This window comes from Priestia endophytica (assembly GCF_026790145.1).
Taxonomy (GTDB): domain Bacteria; phylum Bacillota; class Bacilli; order Bacillales; family Bacillaceae_H; genus Bacillus_I; species Bacillus_I endophytica_A.
This window is the reverse complement of the sequence record NZ_JALAMS010000011.1, coordinates 320,014-335,105: the sequence shown is the minus strand read 5'-3', so window position 1 is coordinate 335,105 and position 15,092 is coordinate 320,014. Positions and strand designations below refer to the sequence as shown.

15 protein-coding genes and 1 pseudogene are annotated in these 15,092 nt (G+C 38.3%); 14 read left to right on the top strand and 2 right to left on the bottom strand.

All coding sequences use genetic code 11. The features are described 5' to 3' along the window. Nucleotides 1–404, bottom strand: a pseudogene (locus tag MOC86_RS10205) (amino acid permease); the annotation flags it as partial. A gap of 782 nt (nt 405–1,186) precedes the next feature. Here MOC86_RS10205 and MOC86_RS10200 point away from each other — a divergent pair. Then, nucleotides 1,187–2,290 (top strand): peptidoglycan-binding protein, encoded by a 1,104-nt coding sequence (locus MOC86_RS10200; RefSeq protein WP_268584078.1) that lies wholly within the window; start codon nt 1,187–1,189, stop codon nt 2,288–2,290. 112 nt (nt 2,291–2,402) lie between these two features. Then, complete coding sequence (locus MOC86_RS10195) at nt 2,403–3,140, top strand: hypothetical protein (protein ID WP_268584076.1); 738 nt, start codon at nt 2,403–2,405, stop codon at nt 3,138–3,140. Nucleotides 3,141–3,203: 63 nt separating this feature from the next. Here MOC86_RS10195 and MOC86_RS10190 read toward each other — a convergent pair whose 3' ends face one another. Next, the gene (locus tag MOC86_RS10190) at nt 3,204–3,824 is read right to left on the bottom strand and encodes a LysE family translocator (RefSeq protein ID WP_268584074.1); all 621 of its coding nucleotides are present in this window, start codon (nt 3,822–3,824) and stop codon (nt 3,204–3,206) included. A gap of 148 nt (nt 3,825–3,972) precedes the next feature. Here MOC86_RS10190 and MOC86_RS10185 point away from each other — a divergent pair, with 148 nt between their 5' ends. The 12 genes from MOC86_RS10185 (at nt 3,973) to MOC86_RS10130 (ending at nt 15,010) form a co-directional block, all read left to right on the top strand. After that, on the top strand, nt 3,973–4,095 hold the full coding sequence (locus tag MOC86_RS10185; RefSeq protein WP_268584073.1) for a hypothetical protein: 123 nt from the start codon (nt 3,973–3,975) through the stop codon (nt 4,093–4,095). Continuing rightward, a complete protein-coding gene (locus tag MOC86_RS10180; protein ID WP_268584072.1) occupies nt 4,076–4,213 on the top strand; it encodes a hypothetical protein in 138 nt (45 codons plus the stop codon). The genes MOC86_RS10185 and MOC86_RS10180 overlap by 20 nt, the downstream gene beginning before the upstream one ends. A gap of 179 nt (nt 4,214–4,392) precedes the next feature. Continuing rightward, nucleotides 4,393–5,505, top strand: coding sequence for an FMNH2-dependent alkanesulfonate monooxygenase (ssuD, locus tag MOC86_RS10175; RefSeq protein ID WP_268584071.1), 1,113 nt, complete (start codon nt 4,393–4,395; stop codon nt 5,503–5,505). A 138-nt stretch (nt 5,506–5,643) separates the two neighbouring features. Further along, on the top strand, nt 5,644–7,026 hold the full coding sequence (locus MOC86_RS10170) for an LLM class flavin-dependent oxidoreductase (protein ID WP_268584070.1): 1,383 nt from the start codon (nt 5,644–5,646) through the stop codon (nt 7,024–7,026). A gap of 189 nt (nt 7,027–7,215) precedes the next feature. Further along, entirely contained in the window at nt 7,216–8,475 is a 1,260-nt protein-coding gene (locus MOC86_RS10165) for an acyl-CoA dehydrogenase family protein (protein WP_268584069.1), read from the top strand. Between the two features lie 28 nt (nt 8,476–8,503). Next, the gene (locus MOC86_RS10160) at nt 8,504–9,697 is read left to right on the top strand and encodes an acyl-CoA dehydrogenase family protein (protein WP_268584068.1); all 1,194 of its coding nucleotides are present in this window, start codon (nt 8,504–8,506) and stop codon (nt 9,695–9,697) included. Nucleotides 9,698–9,861: 164 nt separating this feature from the next. Further along, nucleotides 9,862–10,728 (top strand): ABC transporter ATP-binding protein, encoded by an 867-nt coding sequence (locus MOC86_RS10155; protein ID WP_268584067.1) that lies wholly within the window; start codon nt 9,862–9,864, stop codon nt 10,726–10,728. Between the two features lie 27 nt (nt 10,729–10,755). Next, on the top strand, nt 10,756–11,814 hold the full coding sequence (locus tag MOC86_RS10150) for an ABC transporter substrate-binding protein (RefSeq protein ID WP_268584065.1): 1,059 nt from the start codon (nt 10,756–10,758) through the stop codon (nt 11,812–11,814). A gap of 17 nt (nt 11,815–11,831) precedes the next feature. Continuing rightward, nucleotides 11,832–12,602 carry an ABC transporter permease gene (locus MOC86_RS10145; RefSeq protein WP_268584064.1) on the top strand — a complete coding sequence of 257 codons (771 nt, stop codon included), beginning with the start codon at nt 11,832–11,834 and terminating at the stop codon, nt 12,600–12,602. Between the two features lie 49 nt (nt 12,603–12,651). Then, on the top strand, nt 12,652–13,050 hold the full coding sequence (locus MOC86_RS10140) for a FixH family protein (protein WP_268584063.1): 399 nt from the start codon (nt 12,652–12,654) through the stop codon (nt 13,048–13,050). Between the two features lie 8 nt (nt 13,051–13,058). Then, nucleotides 13,059–13,598 carry a thiol-disulfide oxidoreductase ResA gene (resA, locus tag MOC86_RS10135; RefSeq protein ID WP_268584062.1) on the top strand — a complete coding sequence of 180 codons (540 nt, stop codon included), beginning with the start codon at nt 13,059–13,061 and terminating at the stop codon, nt 13,596–13,598. A 32-nt stretch (nt 13,599–13,630) separates the two neighbouring features. After that, entirely contained in the window at nt 13,631–15,010 is a 1,380-nt protein-coding gene (locus MOC86_RS10130; RefSeq protein ID WP_268584061.1) for an LLM class flavin-dependent oxidoreductase, read from the top strand. Nucleotides 15,011–15,092 lie beyond the last annotated feature (82 nt).

Below are 15,092 nucleotides of genomic sequence, written 5' to 3'. Positions count from 1 at the left end.
ATTAAAGCAAACCAAAACTCCATCTCACCGAAAAGTTTGACAGTGGCAAGGTTCATAATTAGTAAAATCACAAGCGCAATTAATCCTGGAACCCATTGCGGAACGCTTGGGAACCAATATTGTGTATAAAGGCCAATTGCTGTTAAGTCTGCCATTGCAATGGAAATCCAGCAAAACCAGTAGGTCCAGCCGGTAATAAAGGCTGCCATATTTCCTAGATAATCTTGTACAAAATCAACAAAAGAATGATACTCTAAATTTGTTAGAAGTAATTCTCCAAGCGAGCGCATAATTAAAAAGCAGATTATTCCTGTAATAATATAAGCAAATAAAATTGATGGACCTGCAAGGTGAATGGACTTTCCAGCTCCAAGGAAAAGCCCTGTTCCAATCGCTCCACCAATTGCTATTAGTTGTACGTGTCGGTTTTTTAAACCTCTCGCCAGTTTCTGTTCTTGCATCTGTTTCCCCTCTTTCTCGTAACATCATAGCGTTTGACCATAAAGTTGACCATGTCAGCACGCCGTAATCTTAATCACATTTGTTTGATTCCTTTTTACTGGCTTTTTTAATGTGCATTTCACTCGTTTTCTCATTAAGTTATCAATGGCTGCAATAAAATATTATACCATTATCATAATCGATATTGAAAGATGACAATTTTTACATTTCTAGGTATAATGTTTCGTTTTAAGTAAAAGGAATGATAATTTCGAATAGTCTAAAATCTCAAGTTCTGTAAATCTATCAGATGTAGAGAGATCTCATATTAGGTAGTTGTAAAGGTATGTATGGTAGATAATGAGAAATAGTATTTATCTGTATCTTTCTGATTTCTCATCTATTTTATAAAGGCTATGCTGTCCTCCTTTCAATAAACTTATTATAGCGTATCATCTTTACATTTTCCTTACAAATAGTCACTTTCCTCTTTCTAAAGCCTTCTTCTTCGACAAATTTTAAAAGGATTTTCATTTATAGCCTATAAGTCTTTTATTCCTATAGTATTTTCCTCATTCTTTTTTAAAAACTATATTCCAAAATTAGGTAAAACAACTCTCTCATTTTTGAATAGAATGTAGTAATAGACATGAGAATTGAGCTATAGAGAGCTCTATTTTCTTCATTCTTTTTTTAGTGTGAAAGAGAGAAGGCAACATTGTCAAACAACTAGGGAGTGAATCATATGCCAGCCACTACTTTGGATTATCTGCTAGAGCGCTCGGAAAAGCGGCTAGTAGGGGTAAATGCTACAGTGGCAGCAAAAGCCATTGAGCTTATCAAACTTGCGTATAGAAACGGAATTAATATTGCTGTTACACAAGGACTTCGTACTTTTGCAGAACAAAATGCTCTATACGAACAAGGACGGACAAAGCCAGGGAAAATCGTCACAAATGCAAGAGGAGGTCAGTCGATCCATAACTATGGATTAGCGTTTGATATCGCCATTTTTGATGATAATCAAAACGCGGTATGGACAGGAAATGATTACAATAGAGTCGGAAAATTAGGTCAGCAGCTTCTTGGACTTGAATGGGGAGGAGCATGGCGATCTTTTAAAGATCTTCCACACTTTCAGTATACCTTTGGATTAACCCTTTCGCAGCTTCAAGCAGGAAGAAAACCTCCATCAGGTGGAGCTGTTGCTCCTTCACAGCCACTTCCGAAAAACTATCTTGAAAGAGGAGATAGCGGGACGCTTGTAAAAGGGTTGCAAGGAAAACTGCAGGCAGTTGGGTTTAGTGTGGGTTCAGGTGGGGTTGACGGAGATTATGGAGTGGGAACAGAACAAGCGGTAAAAGCATTTCAAAAAAAATACGGCTTAACAGCTGACGGGATTGCAGGAGCACTTACATTAGCAAAGCTTGATGAAGTATATAAAGCTTCTCAAAAACCAAAGCCAACCCCAGCACCGACACCGGCGCCAAAACCAACAACACCGCCAGCACAAGATCCGGCAAAGGAGGAACCAAAAGTGGATAAAAGTAAGTTACCAGCAGATCCTGCTGCACGAGAAGAAGTGAATGAAGCGATTGAACGTGGAATTACCAACGGGGCACGTCCACAAGATGAAGCCAAACGTCAAGATGCAATGGTAATGGCAAAAAGAGCAGGAGATTTTCAAGACTATCAAATTCAAAATTTATATACAACATTCCAACAAGTAAAAGATAAACTACCTCTTCAAAAGCCGGAAGTATGGGAAGAAAAGCTTGAAAATGGCGATGTGTCACAGCAAGAAATGCTATATTTGATTGCTCAGCTTACACTTCGTTCATTTGGATAGAACTAAGACGTGGATTTCATATGAAATTCACGTCTTGTTTTATAAGAATAAAGTGTGGCAAGATAAGATTGAACTCGTGTCTATTTACATCGTTTAACAGAAGGGACATATCATGACCTACCTTAATTTTTTACGGATACTTGTTATCTTGCTTACAACCTACTTACCGTTTCTTACACTTTTGGGTGTTATCGTAAGTTTTGTTAGAAGAAAAAGTAGGAAACGCTCATTTATTGCTCTTATCATCGCTGTTTTTCTACTCTATCATATGAATAGAAATGGACAAAATATAGAACATCTCATTGAAAGACTGCATGAGGGCTCTTTCGCCGCTGTTTTTCTTTTAATAGGCTATCTCTATTTAGTGTATTGGTGGAGTGCTTTTTTACATAGAAGAAGTAGGGAAAAGAAAGAGTTCGATTTTCTAAAAAAAGAAGACTTACCTCTTGAGCGAGCCATAAAAAAAGGAAAGAGAGACAAAATCCTTACGGTGACGCTGACAATTGGTCTCGTTCTTTCAATGCCCTTTATTGCCTTTGTATATCCTCGTTATATAAAAGAAAGATCAATTATTATAAGTCAATCTCTCATGAATATGAGCAAGGTGGAAATTGTGCAAGAAGGAAAACTACTCTCTTTCTTTGGTGAGCAAGATATTAAAGTTTACTATGAGAAAGAAGGGAGTCCTCGCTATTCATTTCGTATAAACATAGATAATGAAGGAAAGACCGTAGAGCCAGAGACTTTTAACGTCTATTGGCAAGATGAAGATCACGCATCGCTTATTATTAAAGATAAGAAAAATACGAGGGAAATTATCGCTATTGATCTATTAAATAGGATGAAATAATAGCATGTTGTCGATTATAAAAAGCGCCGTTCGTACAAACGAACGGCGCTTTTTAGTAAGGTATTATTTTTCAGTAAACGCTATTTTCACTCCAATGATTGTAAACAAAGAGCCTTGCAAAGCATTAATTTTCCGAGAAATTTTTGGGCTTTTACGTAAAAAGCGTCCAACTCCTTCAGCAAAAAAGCTAACAAGCGCAAAAATAACGAACGCTTGAACTAAAAATGTAAATCCGTACAGAAGCATTTGCAGTGTAACAGAACTATCGTAGTTAATAAACTGCGGAAAAAGCGCTAAGAAGAACAGCGATACTTTTGGATTCAAAACGTTCATAATGATGCCTTTTTTGTAGAGCGATTTGTTTTCTAATGAATCCTCGCTTTTCATTGACACATGCGTGCTTTTGTCACGGAACGATTTATAAGCTAGATAAAGTAAATAAACGGCTCCTGCGTATTTTACAATTGAAAAAGCAAGAGAAGATTGATAAACAAGTGCTGAAAGTCCGATCGTTGCTGCCGTAATATGAACGAGCAGTCCTGTGCAAAGACCAAGCGTTGTAAAAATGCCGGCATTTTTTCCTTTGGCAATGCTTTGAGCAAGCACAAATAAGTTATCAGGACCAGGCATAAGGGTAAGAAGCACAGCAACGCCTAAAAATGAAAGTAAAGATAATAAGTCCAACCTCGTAACCTCTCTTTCGCGTTATTATTTTATAGCATAGTATAACAGATTTTAGATACCAAAGGGATGGAAGGAAAGGGTTATTTTGAAACCCTTTCTTTTCTTACCCGTAAATATTACGAAGCATAAGGATTAAGGAGGAATAAAAATGGAGTATGCAGGCTCTGCACTTGCCATCGCAGCCTTTATATTTGTTACAGAACTACAGTCTAAAGTGAAGAAGCTCGAAAAACGAGTAAAGGAACTAGAGGATGAAACGAAAAGTTCTTGATGGAGCACAGGGTATGAAACATACGTTAAAAGATGCACTCCGCTTGCGAAAGGAAGGTAAGCTAGCGAAAATGCTTCTTAGCCTTCCTACGGAACATAAATTGATAAAGAAAATTTAGTTTCAATTCATACTTTACAAATGGGAATAATTAGCTTATCATGGTCATAACATTTAATACAAATATTCCGTCTGGTCATCCAGAGGCTCATTAAGCGAAGAACATATCGTTCGCTTGGTGAGCCTCTTTTGTTTTTTACATACTAATTTCTTAAATTAATAGAAGAAAGGAAGAGGGAAATGGAGATTTTTTGGTTTATTCCAACACACGGAGATGGGCGTTATCTGGGCACATCTGAGGAAACGCGTCCAGTCAACTATTCATACTGCAAACAGATTGCCCAAGCTGCAGATACGTTAGGATACAGCGGGGTGCTATTACCAACAGGAAAATCATGTGAAGATGCATGGATTGCAGCGTCAATGCTAGCACCTGTCACCGAAAAACTGAAGTTTCTTGTTGCAGTTCGTCCAGGACTAACATCGCCTACTTTATCTGCCCGAATGGCTGCTACATTTGATCGCTTCTCAAAAGGAAGATTGCTAGTCAACGTTGTCGCAGGAGGAGACCCTGTTGAACTAGCTGGAGATGGATTGTTTTTAAATCATGATGAGCGCTATGAATTAACAGATGAATTTTTATCAATTTGGAGAGAAGCGTTAAACGGATCAGATGTAGATTTTGATGGAAACTACCTTAATGTCAAAGGCGGGGAAGTGTTATATCCTCCGGTACAAAAGCCATATCCGCCTCTTTATTTTGGAGGATCTTCTCCCGCTGCAATGGATGTTGCCTCTAATCATGTAGATGTGTATTTAACATGGGGAGAACCTCCTGAGAAAGTGAAAGAAAAAATTGAAACGATGAAAAGCAAAGCAGCCAAAAAGGGCAGAACGTTGCGATTTGGCATTCGCCTGCACGTTATTGTAAGAAAAACCGAAGAAGAAGCGTGGAAATCTGCTGAAGAGCTCATTGAACATGTAGATGAAGCCACGATTCAAGCTGCACAGAGAGCATTTTCAAGAATGGATTCAGAAGGTCAAAAACGAATGAGTGACCTTCATAAAGGGGATCGATCTTCACTTGAAGTAAGCCCGAATCTGTGGGCAGGAGTTGGTCTAGTGAGAGGAGGAGCAGGTACAGCTCTAGTAGGAGATGCTGATACAGTAGCTGAGAGAATGAAAGAATATGCTGATTTAGGAATTGAAACGTTCATTTTATCAGGATACCCTCACCTAGAAGAAGCGTATCGTACGGCAGAGCTGCTCTTTCCAAAACTATCGCTAAATCATCATTATGATGAAAATGAGCGGACTTTTATTAGTCCATTTGGTGGAGTTGCTGCAAAATAAAGAAAGTATAGAGAAGCAAACAACAAATGTGGGTAAATAGAAAAAATAAACAGGTGATATTTACTTTTACATTGTTTAAATGATTTTACTGAGAAAGGTTCAAATTCGTAAAGAATTGAAAAGTAAAGGGGCCGAAATATGAAAAAAAGTAGAATATATTTAAATGCTTTTGATATGAATTGTGTTGTTCATCAATCTCCTGGTCTGTGGACACATCCAGATGACGAATCACATCGATATAACGATATTAATTACTGGATCGAGCTAGCACAATTATTAGAGAAGGGACGTTTTGATGGCCTGTTTATAGCGGATGTAATTGGAATATATGACGTATACAGGGCAGATAAGACAGTCACTGTTCGAGAAGCAACACAAGTTCCTGTCAATGATCCAATGATGCTTGTCTCTGCAATGGCACATGCAACAGAGCATTTAGGCTTTGGAATTACTTGTTCTACAACATTTGAACATCCCTATACATTCGCCAGAAGAATGACAACGTTGGATCATTTAACAAATGGGCGAATTGCCTGGAATATTGTGACCTCTTATTTAGAAAGTGGAATGAAAAACATTGATGCAGGTCATAAAATTCAGCATGAAGAGCGTTATAACATTGCTGATGAATATGTTGAAGTTTGCTATAAATTATGGGAAGGCAGTTGGGAAGAGAACGCCGTTATCAAGGATAAAGAAAAGAAAGTCTTTACAAATCCTGACAAAGTCCATGCCATTAACCATCATGGTAAATATTTTAATGTTCCTGGTATTCATTTATGTGAGCCTTCGTCGCAACGAACTCCTGTTTTATATCAAGCAGGGGGATCATCAAAAGGACGAAAATTTGCCGCTAAGCATGCTGAATGCACATTTATTTCTGGACCTGAAAAAAGCTCTATTGCCGCTTATGTAAAAGATTTGAGATTACAAGCCCACTTGCAAGGAAGAGATCCACAAAGCTTAAAAGTCTTTGCCTTGTTTACCGTTATTGTTGGAAGAACAGAAGAAGAAGCTTGGAAGAAATACGAAGAACTCGCAAGCTATATAAGCTATGAAGGCGCTCTTTCATTACTAAGCGGGTGGTCTGGAGTCGACTTTTCAAAATGGGATCCACATCAAGAAATTGAGTATATAGAAACAAAAGCTGTGCAATCAATGTTAGAATCGCTTACGAAATATAGTTCAAATAAAACGTGGACCGTCCAGGAGCTGGCTAAGTTCGCTGGTATTGGTGGAATGGGACCTATTGCTGTTGGTACACCACAGCAAATTGCTAACATATTTGAAGAATGGATTGATGAAACAGATATTGACGGATTTAACTTAGCTTATACAGTGACACCTGGTTCATTTGCGGATTTCGTTGAGCTTGTTATTCCCGAACTACAAGAGCGTGGGTTAGTAAAAACAGAGTACGAAGAAGGAACGCTAAGGGAGAAATTATTTGGTAAAGGAAGGGCACGCTTGTCAGAAGAACACGTAGGTTCTCAATATAGAAATATGAACTATCAATTGTAAGCTTAAGAAGCTAGTAACGTGTAAAATGTAGTTTTTAACTTAAAATTAAATAGTGGTCCGATTAGGCAACTAAAGGCATCTGTTCTCCCACTGTTGATAGGGGGAAAAGGGTGTTTTTTTATATAATCAACAATGCATATTAGAGTAATATGCTATCTATGTAAATCAAAGCTAAGGGAGAAATAGAATATGACGAACTATAGAAATTTAAACGTCAGTGTTGATACTGGAAAAAGTAGTGGAAAATCTTCATATCTGTTTACTGAACCTGTTAAATTTCATACACCCGCACTTAATGAGTTAATTTCTATAATTGCTCAAGATGCGAAAGACCGAAGAAATGCTAACAGTGAAGAACATCCATATCTTGCATGGGATGTTATTAGACAATCACGATTAGGTGCCTTACGGTTACCGATTGAACATGGTGGAGGAGGGGCGAGTATTCGCGAACTCTTTGAAGTGATTATCAAATTAGCAGAAGCTGATCCAGACGTTGCTCATAGTCTTCGCGCCCATTATTCCTTTGTGGAAAATTTACTTATCGCTCCTAGAGATGAGCAGCGAGATTACTGGCTACAAAAAATAGCCCACGGTCACATTGTTGGAAATGCAACAACTGAACTTTCCCCCAAAAATGTAGGAACAAAAGTATTTGAAACAAAATTATCTCGGGATGGAGGTGACTATCGCTTAAATGGTACAAAGTATTTTAGTACAGGCACGCTGTATGCTGATTTTGTTCTTGTTACAGCTTCAGACGTAGATAAAACGGCTCTATCTGTTGTTATTCCAACAAATCGTGAGGGCGTCATTCTTGAGGATGATTGGGACGGTATTGGTCAAAAACTCACGGGAAGTGGAACAACTCGTTTCAACAACGTTTTAGTTAAACACGAAGAAATCATTGGAACGTACGATAAGAAAACGCCATTTAATTCCTACTTACAGCTGTATTTGCATGCGGTGATTACAGGAATTATGCAAAATGTAGTGACAGATGCGGCAGCTTTGGTTCAAAACAGAAAAAGAACATTCAGTTTTGCAGCTGCGAATACGCCATCAGAGGACCCTCAACTTCAGCAAATCATTGGGGAAATAGCGAGCAGTGCTTTTGGGGCTTCAGCAATTGTACTTACAGCTGCTGAAGCATTAGATCAGGCGGTAGCTTCAGCTGTTGAAGGTGATATTGATTATGCTTTAAGTCATGAAGCTTCAGTAAAAGCTGCACAAGCGAAAGTAATGATAGACAATATTGCTTTGCAAGCAGCGACAAGACTATTTGAAGTTGGAGGAGCCTCTGCAACAAGACAGTCAGCAAATCTTGACCGCCACTGGCGCAATATTCGTACGATTGCTTCTCATAATCCAACGGTCTACAAAGCACGAGCAATCGGTGATTATATAGTGAATGGTAATGAGCTTCCGATCAAACAAGTGTACTTTTAATATCTAATAGAAACAGAGGGATATAAAAATGACCAACATATCAAAAGATAGACCTGTTTATTCACCATCATCGATTGAGAAAATGAGAGCCATGATAAAGCCTATTATTGAAGGGAAAATAAAACCTAATGCTGAAATGGTTGATAAAACAGGTCAATTTCCTCGTGAAAACTTACTTTACTTAGCTCGTGAAGGGTGGAATTCTGTAACTATTCCTAGAGAGTGGGGAGGATTAGACTTTGGCTATGTGGGATTATCGGTTGCAGCTGAAGAAATAGGAAAAGTAGATGCGTCAACAGGTCTCGTATATGCTATGCATGTTGGTGCTGTTCAAGCTATTAATATTTTTGGTAGTCAAAGTCAAAAAGAGCGATGGTTACCTAAAGTCAGGGGAGGATATTTAGGTACTCTGTCCATTAGTGAAAAAGCAACAGGAGGTCATGTTTGGTATAACAGGAGCCAAGCGAAAGACAATGGAACAGAGTATATTATTAACGCTCAAAAGTCCTTTACAACAAGTGGAGGGCAGGCAGATTTTTATATTGTGCAAACCCGTACTGCGGGTAGCCGTGACCCTAAGGAGCATAGCTCATTCATTGTAGACGGCCACAAGGACGGAATTATAGCAAAACCATGGAAAGCACTTGGTGTAAGAGGAAACCATAGTGGTCCATTAATGTTTGAGAATGTAAGAGTAAGTTATCAAGATCTATTGCCAGCAGATGGGATAGATGTGTTAAATGGGACAGGAGTAGCAATAGGATTAAATGCCGTTTGGCTAGGTGTAGCCGAAGGAGCGCTTGACGCTGCAGTTGCCCACACAACAAGAACGATTCATCGAGATTTCAACAAGAGTTTAGCTGATTATGGAGTCATTCGGCAAAAATTAGCTGAAGTAAAAATTCGCATTACAGGTTTGAGAGCATGGCAATTCGATTTGGCAAGGCGGTTGGATGAATTACGTGCGTTAAATGAGTCTTCCCTTCCCCTTGCTTCCGAAATAAAAGAGCAAAAAGTACAAGCAACAGAATTAGCCGATTTTGCAGCACGAGTTGCGATGGATGTCGCAGGAGGCTTTGGATATATAGAAGGAACTTTTGAACGCATTTACCGAGATGCACGTGGAGGAATTCCTATGGCCCCTTCTAATAACATTGCTCGAGAGCAAATTGGAAGAGAGTTGCTAGGTTTACCTCTAGAACTTTGGGAAAAAGGGAAATGATCATTAGATTAATGTAAGCAAAGTAAAATTAATTATATTAAACCTACTATTTTGATAGGGTTATAGGTTTTTGTTGACTGGTCAACCAGAAACATTGCCGTAAAGAGTAATGTTCCTGGTTCTTTTTTATGGCGTGAAATATAAAAAAAGGTTGGAGGATGAATATGGCAAAAGTAATTCAAGAAGTTTACAAGGTAAGAGAAAAACAGAAGGCATTTCAAACCAAAATTGAAGCTAAATCTCTTTCTTTTAGTTATGAAGGAGTTGAGATTTTACAAGATATTAATCTCACTATTAGAAAAGGAGAGTTTATTACGTTAATGGGGCCTAGTGGTTCTGGGAAGAGTACTCTGCTTCGATTGTTAACAGGATTAGCACAGCCGAAGAGTGGTGAAGTTTTCGTTGATTCTGTATCAACGAAAACTTCGTTGCCAGATAGTGCGGTTGTATTTCAAGACTATTCGCTATTTCCTTGGCTGACAGCAGAAGAAAATATTATTCTTGCAATGAAAAGAACGATGAAAAAATCCAAATCTAAAAAAGAACTGGCACACTTAGCTGGGCAATACCTTGAATTAGTACAGTTAGGGCATACCGTGAAAAAATATCCTGGTGAAATGTCAGGAGGGATGAGACAAAGAGCAGCAATTGCAAGGGCTCTATCATTAGGATCAGATTTAATGTTTATGGATGAGCCCTTTGGTGCATTAGATCCCGTAACACGAATTCAATTACAAGATATTATTCTGCAAGTAAATCGCGATCAGCAGCGCACTGTAGTATTTGTTACACATGACGCAGAGGAAGCCATCATTTTAGCCGATCGCATTGTTATGTTTACGCCTGGTCCTCCGGGCAAAATAGCAGAAGTTATTGACGTACCTTTTAAGAAGCCAAGAGACCGAAAGATGTTAATCGAAAGCCAGGAATTTATTAAATTTAGAAATGAAATTTTACACGTGATGAACAATGGAATATTTAAGAAACTCGAACAAAACGAGACGGTTCAGCCGTATGGAGCAGGAATTTAAATGAGGAGGAGAAGGGGAGGTAAGGGATTGCGAAGCAGACGTTGGATGATAGGGCTTTTGATGATTTCTGTTTTAGCGTTAACAGCGTGCGGAGAAAAAGATGCAGCGTCAGGTAAGGAAAGTTCCACACTAAGAGTCGGATACGGTCAGCTATACGGAGCACCTTTAGCAGACATTGCTCGAGCTGAAGGGTTTTTTGAAGATGAAAACGTAGAAGTTGAAATGATTTCCTTTACAAGTGGAGGGTTAGATGCTCTAAACTCTGACAAAATCGATATTGCTCTCACTTTTGGTACAGCAGGACCGCTGAACTACATTGCCCAAGGAGCAGATTTTACATTCATTGGAGGACATATGGAAGGTGGACAACCTGTTGTAACGAAAGAGGAAAATGCCAACAAATATAAAACATTAGAAGATTTCAAAGGAAAGAAAATAGCAACGGTTAGACTAGGTACTCTTGATGTTATTTTCAAATCAGCGCTTGATGATGCCGGAATTGATATTCAGAAAGATGTAGATTTTGTTGAAGTGAAAAGCGTAGCAGATGTGCTTGAGGCTGTACAATCTGGAAAAGTAGATGTTGGTCTTTCTAATACAGGACATTTGACTAAAACAGAACAAATCGGGCTGAAACCTATTTTTTGGAGCAATGATTTAAGTCAAAATGATCTTTGCTGCCGCGTTACGGTCAGAGGAAATATTTCAAGTGATAAAGCTGTAGCATACAAAAAGTTTATGAAAGCTCTTATAAAAGCAGAGCGAGTAAAATTAGAAGATCCGAAGAAAAACTTAGAAGCATCAAAGCCAACGTTTAAGCAACTGCCCGAAGAAAGAGTGAACGAAATCGTCAACGAGAAGCATTTGATCAACTCAGCAGATCCAAATAAAAAGGAAGTTGTGAATACGTGGGGGAAAATGCAAGACATTGGCTATATAAAAAACGTGGATAACATTGATTTAGATGATCACTTTAATTTGTCTATGTATGAAGAAGCTATAGATGAACTTATTAAAGAAAACCCTAATGATGATTATTATAAAAAGGTTCTTAACCGGTTTAATAAGCAGAATTTACAGTCTTAATTTAAAGGAGGCATTCTATGAAAAATTTTTTAAGTACGTATAGTTACTCGATAGCCATTGCTTTTGCTTTAATAGGATTATGGATTTATATCACTAACTTTACAGATTGGCTAAGTCCACTTATTTTTCCGTCTCCTCATCTTGTGGCCGCTGCTTTTTTTAGAGCGATATTTGAACTTTTTCAAGGGTTTTTAAGTTCAATGAAACTACTAGTGCCAAGTGTTTTATTAGCTCTAGTGTTAGGAATCAGTGGAGGCTTGTTTTTTGGAACGCGTCCAAAGCCGAGAAAAATTTTAACGCCTTTTTTCAATGCATTTAGTCCACTGCCGCTTACTTTGTTTATTCCTTATGCGATTGCATTATTACCAACATTTGAACTGGCTTCTATGTCAATTTTATTTATAGCTGCCTTTTGGCCCATCTTTTTAGGAACGATTCAAGGTGTGTTATTAATCGATAATCACTATTGGGACAATGCTAAGACGATTGGTCTTGAAAAACGAGATTTAATTTTTAAAGTCATTATTCCAGCAAGTTCACCGCTCATTTTAAACGGCATCGGACAGTCACTCAGCTTATGTTTTTTAGTTTTAATGACGGCCGAAATGTTTGGTGCAAAAGCAGGCATGGGGTATTTTATTCAGTATTATACCGATTTCACTCAGTATGATTTAGTTATATCAGGTTTGATTTTTAATAGTCTTGTTATTTTAATCATTATGATTACGTTTGAGCGAATTAAGAAACGTATTCTATTTTGGACGAATTTAAAAAATGAAGCAGGATAAATAGGTAACAATCTTAATCGAAAAAGTACGTTAGAGAAGGAGTTATGATGTGAGAACAACTCTAATTCTATTTATATCACTATTATTAGTAGGCTACTCTCAGTCTAGTATTGCTCACAGTCCAGTAGAGACTCCAGCACTAAAGGTCTCCTTAAACAGCGATACTACAAAACTAACAATTAATAATACAGCTAGTTTAACAGCCTTTGTCACATACGGAGCTGAAAAAATTGATGATGCCTATGTACAGTTTGAAATTATTGAAAACGGCGCGTCTTTAGGTATGGTTTCACCAAAGGTTCTAGAGGAAGGAAAGTATGTGTTAGACACTAAGTTTTTAGAACCGGGAGAAAAACAAGTGATTGTACATGTAGATTATAAAGAACAGCATGAAATGAAAGGGATATTTTTATCTGTTACAAACGGAGAGGAGGGAGAAGCATCTTAAAATATAGAATGAAGAAGTTTAGTAATTCTCTCCTCATGAGTCTGGTGATTCTAGTTTTATTACTAGGACTAGGTTACACGGTTTATGTTAATTTTTTTAAGAATGAAAAAAACGTTGCTAAAGGTGCGGATCTTAATGACATAGCTTTTGATTTTACACTTCAAGATCTGCACGGTAACGAAGTGAGTCTTTCAGATTTTAGAGGAAAAGGAGTTATCCTTAACTTTTGGGCAACATACTGTCCTCCTTGTAAAAAAGAAATGCCTCATTTAAATAATATTTACAAAGAGTACAAGGATAAGGGAATTGAAGTACTTGCTGTTAACGCAAATGAACCAAGAGTCATTATTAAACCTTTTGTTCAAGAATACGGACTGCATTTTCCTATTTTGCTAGACAGAACAGGTTCAGTTGTGGATCAGTACGACATTCTAAATATTCCGGTAATCTTCTTTATCAACGAAGAGGGAGAAATTGTTGAAAAATCTTCTGGTGAACTAATAGAGGAGAGTATTCGCAGCTCCGTAAAGCGCATTATTCCAAAATAAATCGATAAGTTAAACAATGGAGATGATAAATAATGTCTAAACCACTTTCGTTTTCTGCCTTTGTGATGAACACGGCTTCTCATATTATTCACGGTTTATGGCGGGATAAGGAAGGTCATCAATTAAACTTTAATGATGTAGAGCTATGGGTTTCACTAGCACAAAAGCTTGAAGACGGTGGATTTGATGCCATCTTTTTTGCAGATGTTGTTGGATTATATGGGAATCACCGAGGAGGGTGGGAATACCATGCAAGCAATGGTTTGCAAATTCCAAGCAACGATCCAATGGTTCTTTTATCTGCTTTGGCTGTGAACACGAAGAAGATTGGGCTAGCTTTCACTGCAGCACCGCTTCAAGAGCCTCCATTTAACTTTGCGAGGCGTGTTTCTACCCTTGACCATATTTCAAAAGGAAGAATTGCGTGGAATATTGTCACAAGTTCGCTTGAAAATGCCTTTCGAAATTTCGGCTATGATGGATTGGTCTCACACGATGAGCGCTATCACTGGGCCGATGAATATGTAGATGTTCTGTATAAGCTATGGGAAGGTTCCTGGGAGGAAGATGCCCTTTTACAAGATAGAGAAAGCGGCATTCATGCCGATCCGAAGAAAATTCATAAGATTCATCATGTTAGTGAACGTTATAACGTAGAAGGTCCACATCTTGTTTCACCATCACCACAGCGCACACCCGTCCTTTTTCAAGCGGGGTCCTCAGCAGCAGGCCGAGATTTTGCAGCTCGTCATGCAGAAGCCGTTTTTATCGTCTCACCTGATCCTGATAATGCACGCAAGCTAATCGATCATACACGAAACTTTGCCGTACAGTATGGTCGCGATCCTCATGATATCCGCTTCTATCAGGGCCTGTCTTTTGTGATTGGAGAAACCGAAGAAGAAGCGCGACAAAAAGAAATTGAATTAGAACAAAAGATAGACTATGACATGATGATTGCTCATATGGCAGGCGGAATGGGCATTGATTTAGGAAATGTTAATTTAGATACACCTCTTGAAAATGTAAAAACAGAAGGAGTTCAAAGTACATTTCAATGGCTCAAACAAAGTACACAGGGACGGACTCCTACTGTAAGAGACTTAGCCAAATTACGGAGTCGAAATTCCCGCATCGTCGGAACTCCAGAAACGATTGCAAATCAGCTTGAGCTTTGGCAAGAAGCAGGAGTAGATGGAGTGAATGTTATTAATGCAACTATTCCAGGTTCATACGAGGAATTTATCAGTTCTGTAATGCCTGTTCTTCGTAAAAGAGGACTAGCTCGTGAGCAACAAGTACAGCCTGAAACATTACGCTTCAAACTTTTTGGAAAAGACCGTCTGAGCAAGCGTCATCCTAGTGCAAAATATAGGGGAGCTTTTGCACAGCCAAATGTTACACAGCAATGATCATACTACTTGAGATGAGTTCGTTATTTTAACTAGTAATGAGTATGAAACAGAGGAGAAAGATCCATAAAGTTATAAAAAA

Excerpts from the sequence above, each read along its gene's own strand:
- MOC86_RS10180 (WP_268584072.1), top strand. The coding sequence starts at position 4,076 with ATGAAACGAAAAGTTCTTGATGGAGCACAGGGTATGAAACATACGTTA.
- MOC86_RS10195 (WP_268584076.1), top strand. The coding sequence starts at position 2,403 with ATGACCTACCTTAATTTTTTACGGATACTTGTTATCTTGCTTACAACC.
- MOC86_RS10155 (WP_268584067.1), top strand. The coding sequence starts at position 9,862 with ATGGCAAAAGTAATTCAAGAAGTTTACAAGGTAAGAGAAAAACAGAAG.
- MOC86_RS10160 (WP_268584068.1), top strand. The coding sequence starts at position 8,504 with ATGACCAACATATCAAAAGATAGACCTGTTTATTCACCATCATCGATT.
- MOC86_RS10165 (WP_268584069.1), top strand. The coding sequence starts at position 7,216 with ATGACGAACTATAGAAATTTAAACGTCAGTGTTGATACTGGAAAAAGT.
- ssuD (WP_268584071.1), top strand. The coding sequence starts at position 4,393 with ATGGAGATTTTTTGGTTTATTCCAACACACGGAGATGGGCGTTATCTG.
- MOC86_RS10130 (WP_268584061.1), top strand. The coding sequence starts at position 13,631 with ATGTCTAAACCACTTTCGTTTTCTGCCTTTGTGATGAACACGGCTTCT.
- MOC86_RS10200 (WP_268584078.1), top strand. The coding sequence starts at position 1,187 with ATGCCAGCCACTACTTTGGATTATCTGCTAGAGCGCTCGGAAAAGCGG.
- resA (WP_268584062.1), top strand. The coding sequence starts at position 13,059 with ATGAAGAAGTTTAGTAATTCTCTCCTCATGAGTCTGGTGATTCTAGTT.
- MOC86_RS10185 (WP_268584073.1), top strand. The coding sequence starts at position 3,973 with ATGGAGTATGCAGGCTCTGCACTTGCCATCGCAGCCTTTATATTTGTT.
- MOC86_RS10145 (WP_268584064.1), top strand. The coding sequence starts at position 11,832 with ATGAAAAATTTTTTAAGTACGTATAGTTACTCGATAGCCATTGCTTTT.
- MOC86_RS10170 (WP_268584070.1), top strand. The coding sequence starts at position 5,644 with ATGAAAAAAAGTAGAATATATTTAAATGCTTTTGATATGAATTGTGTT.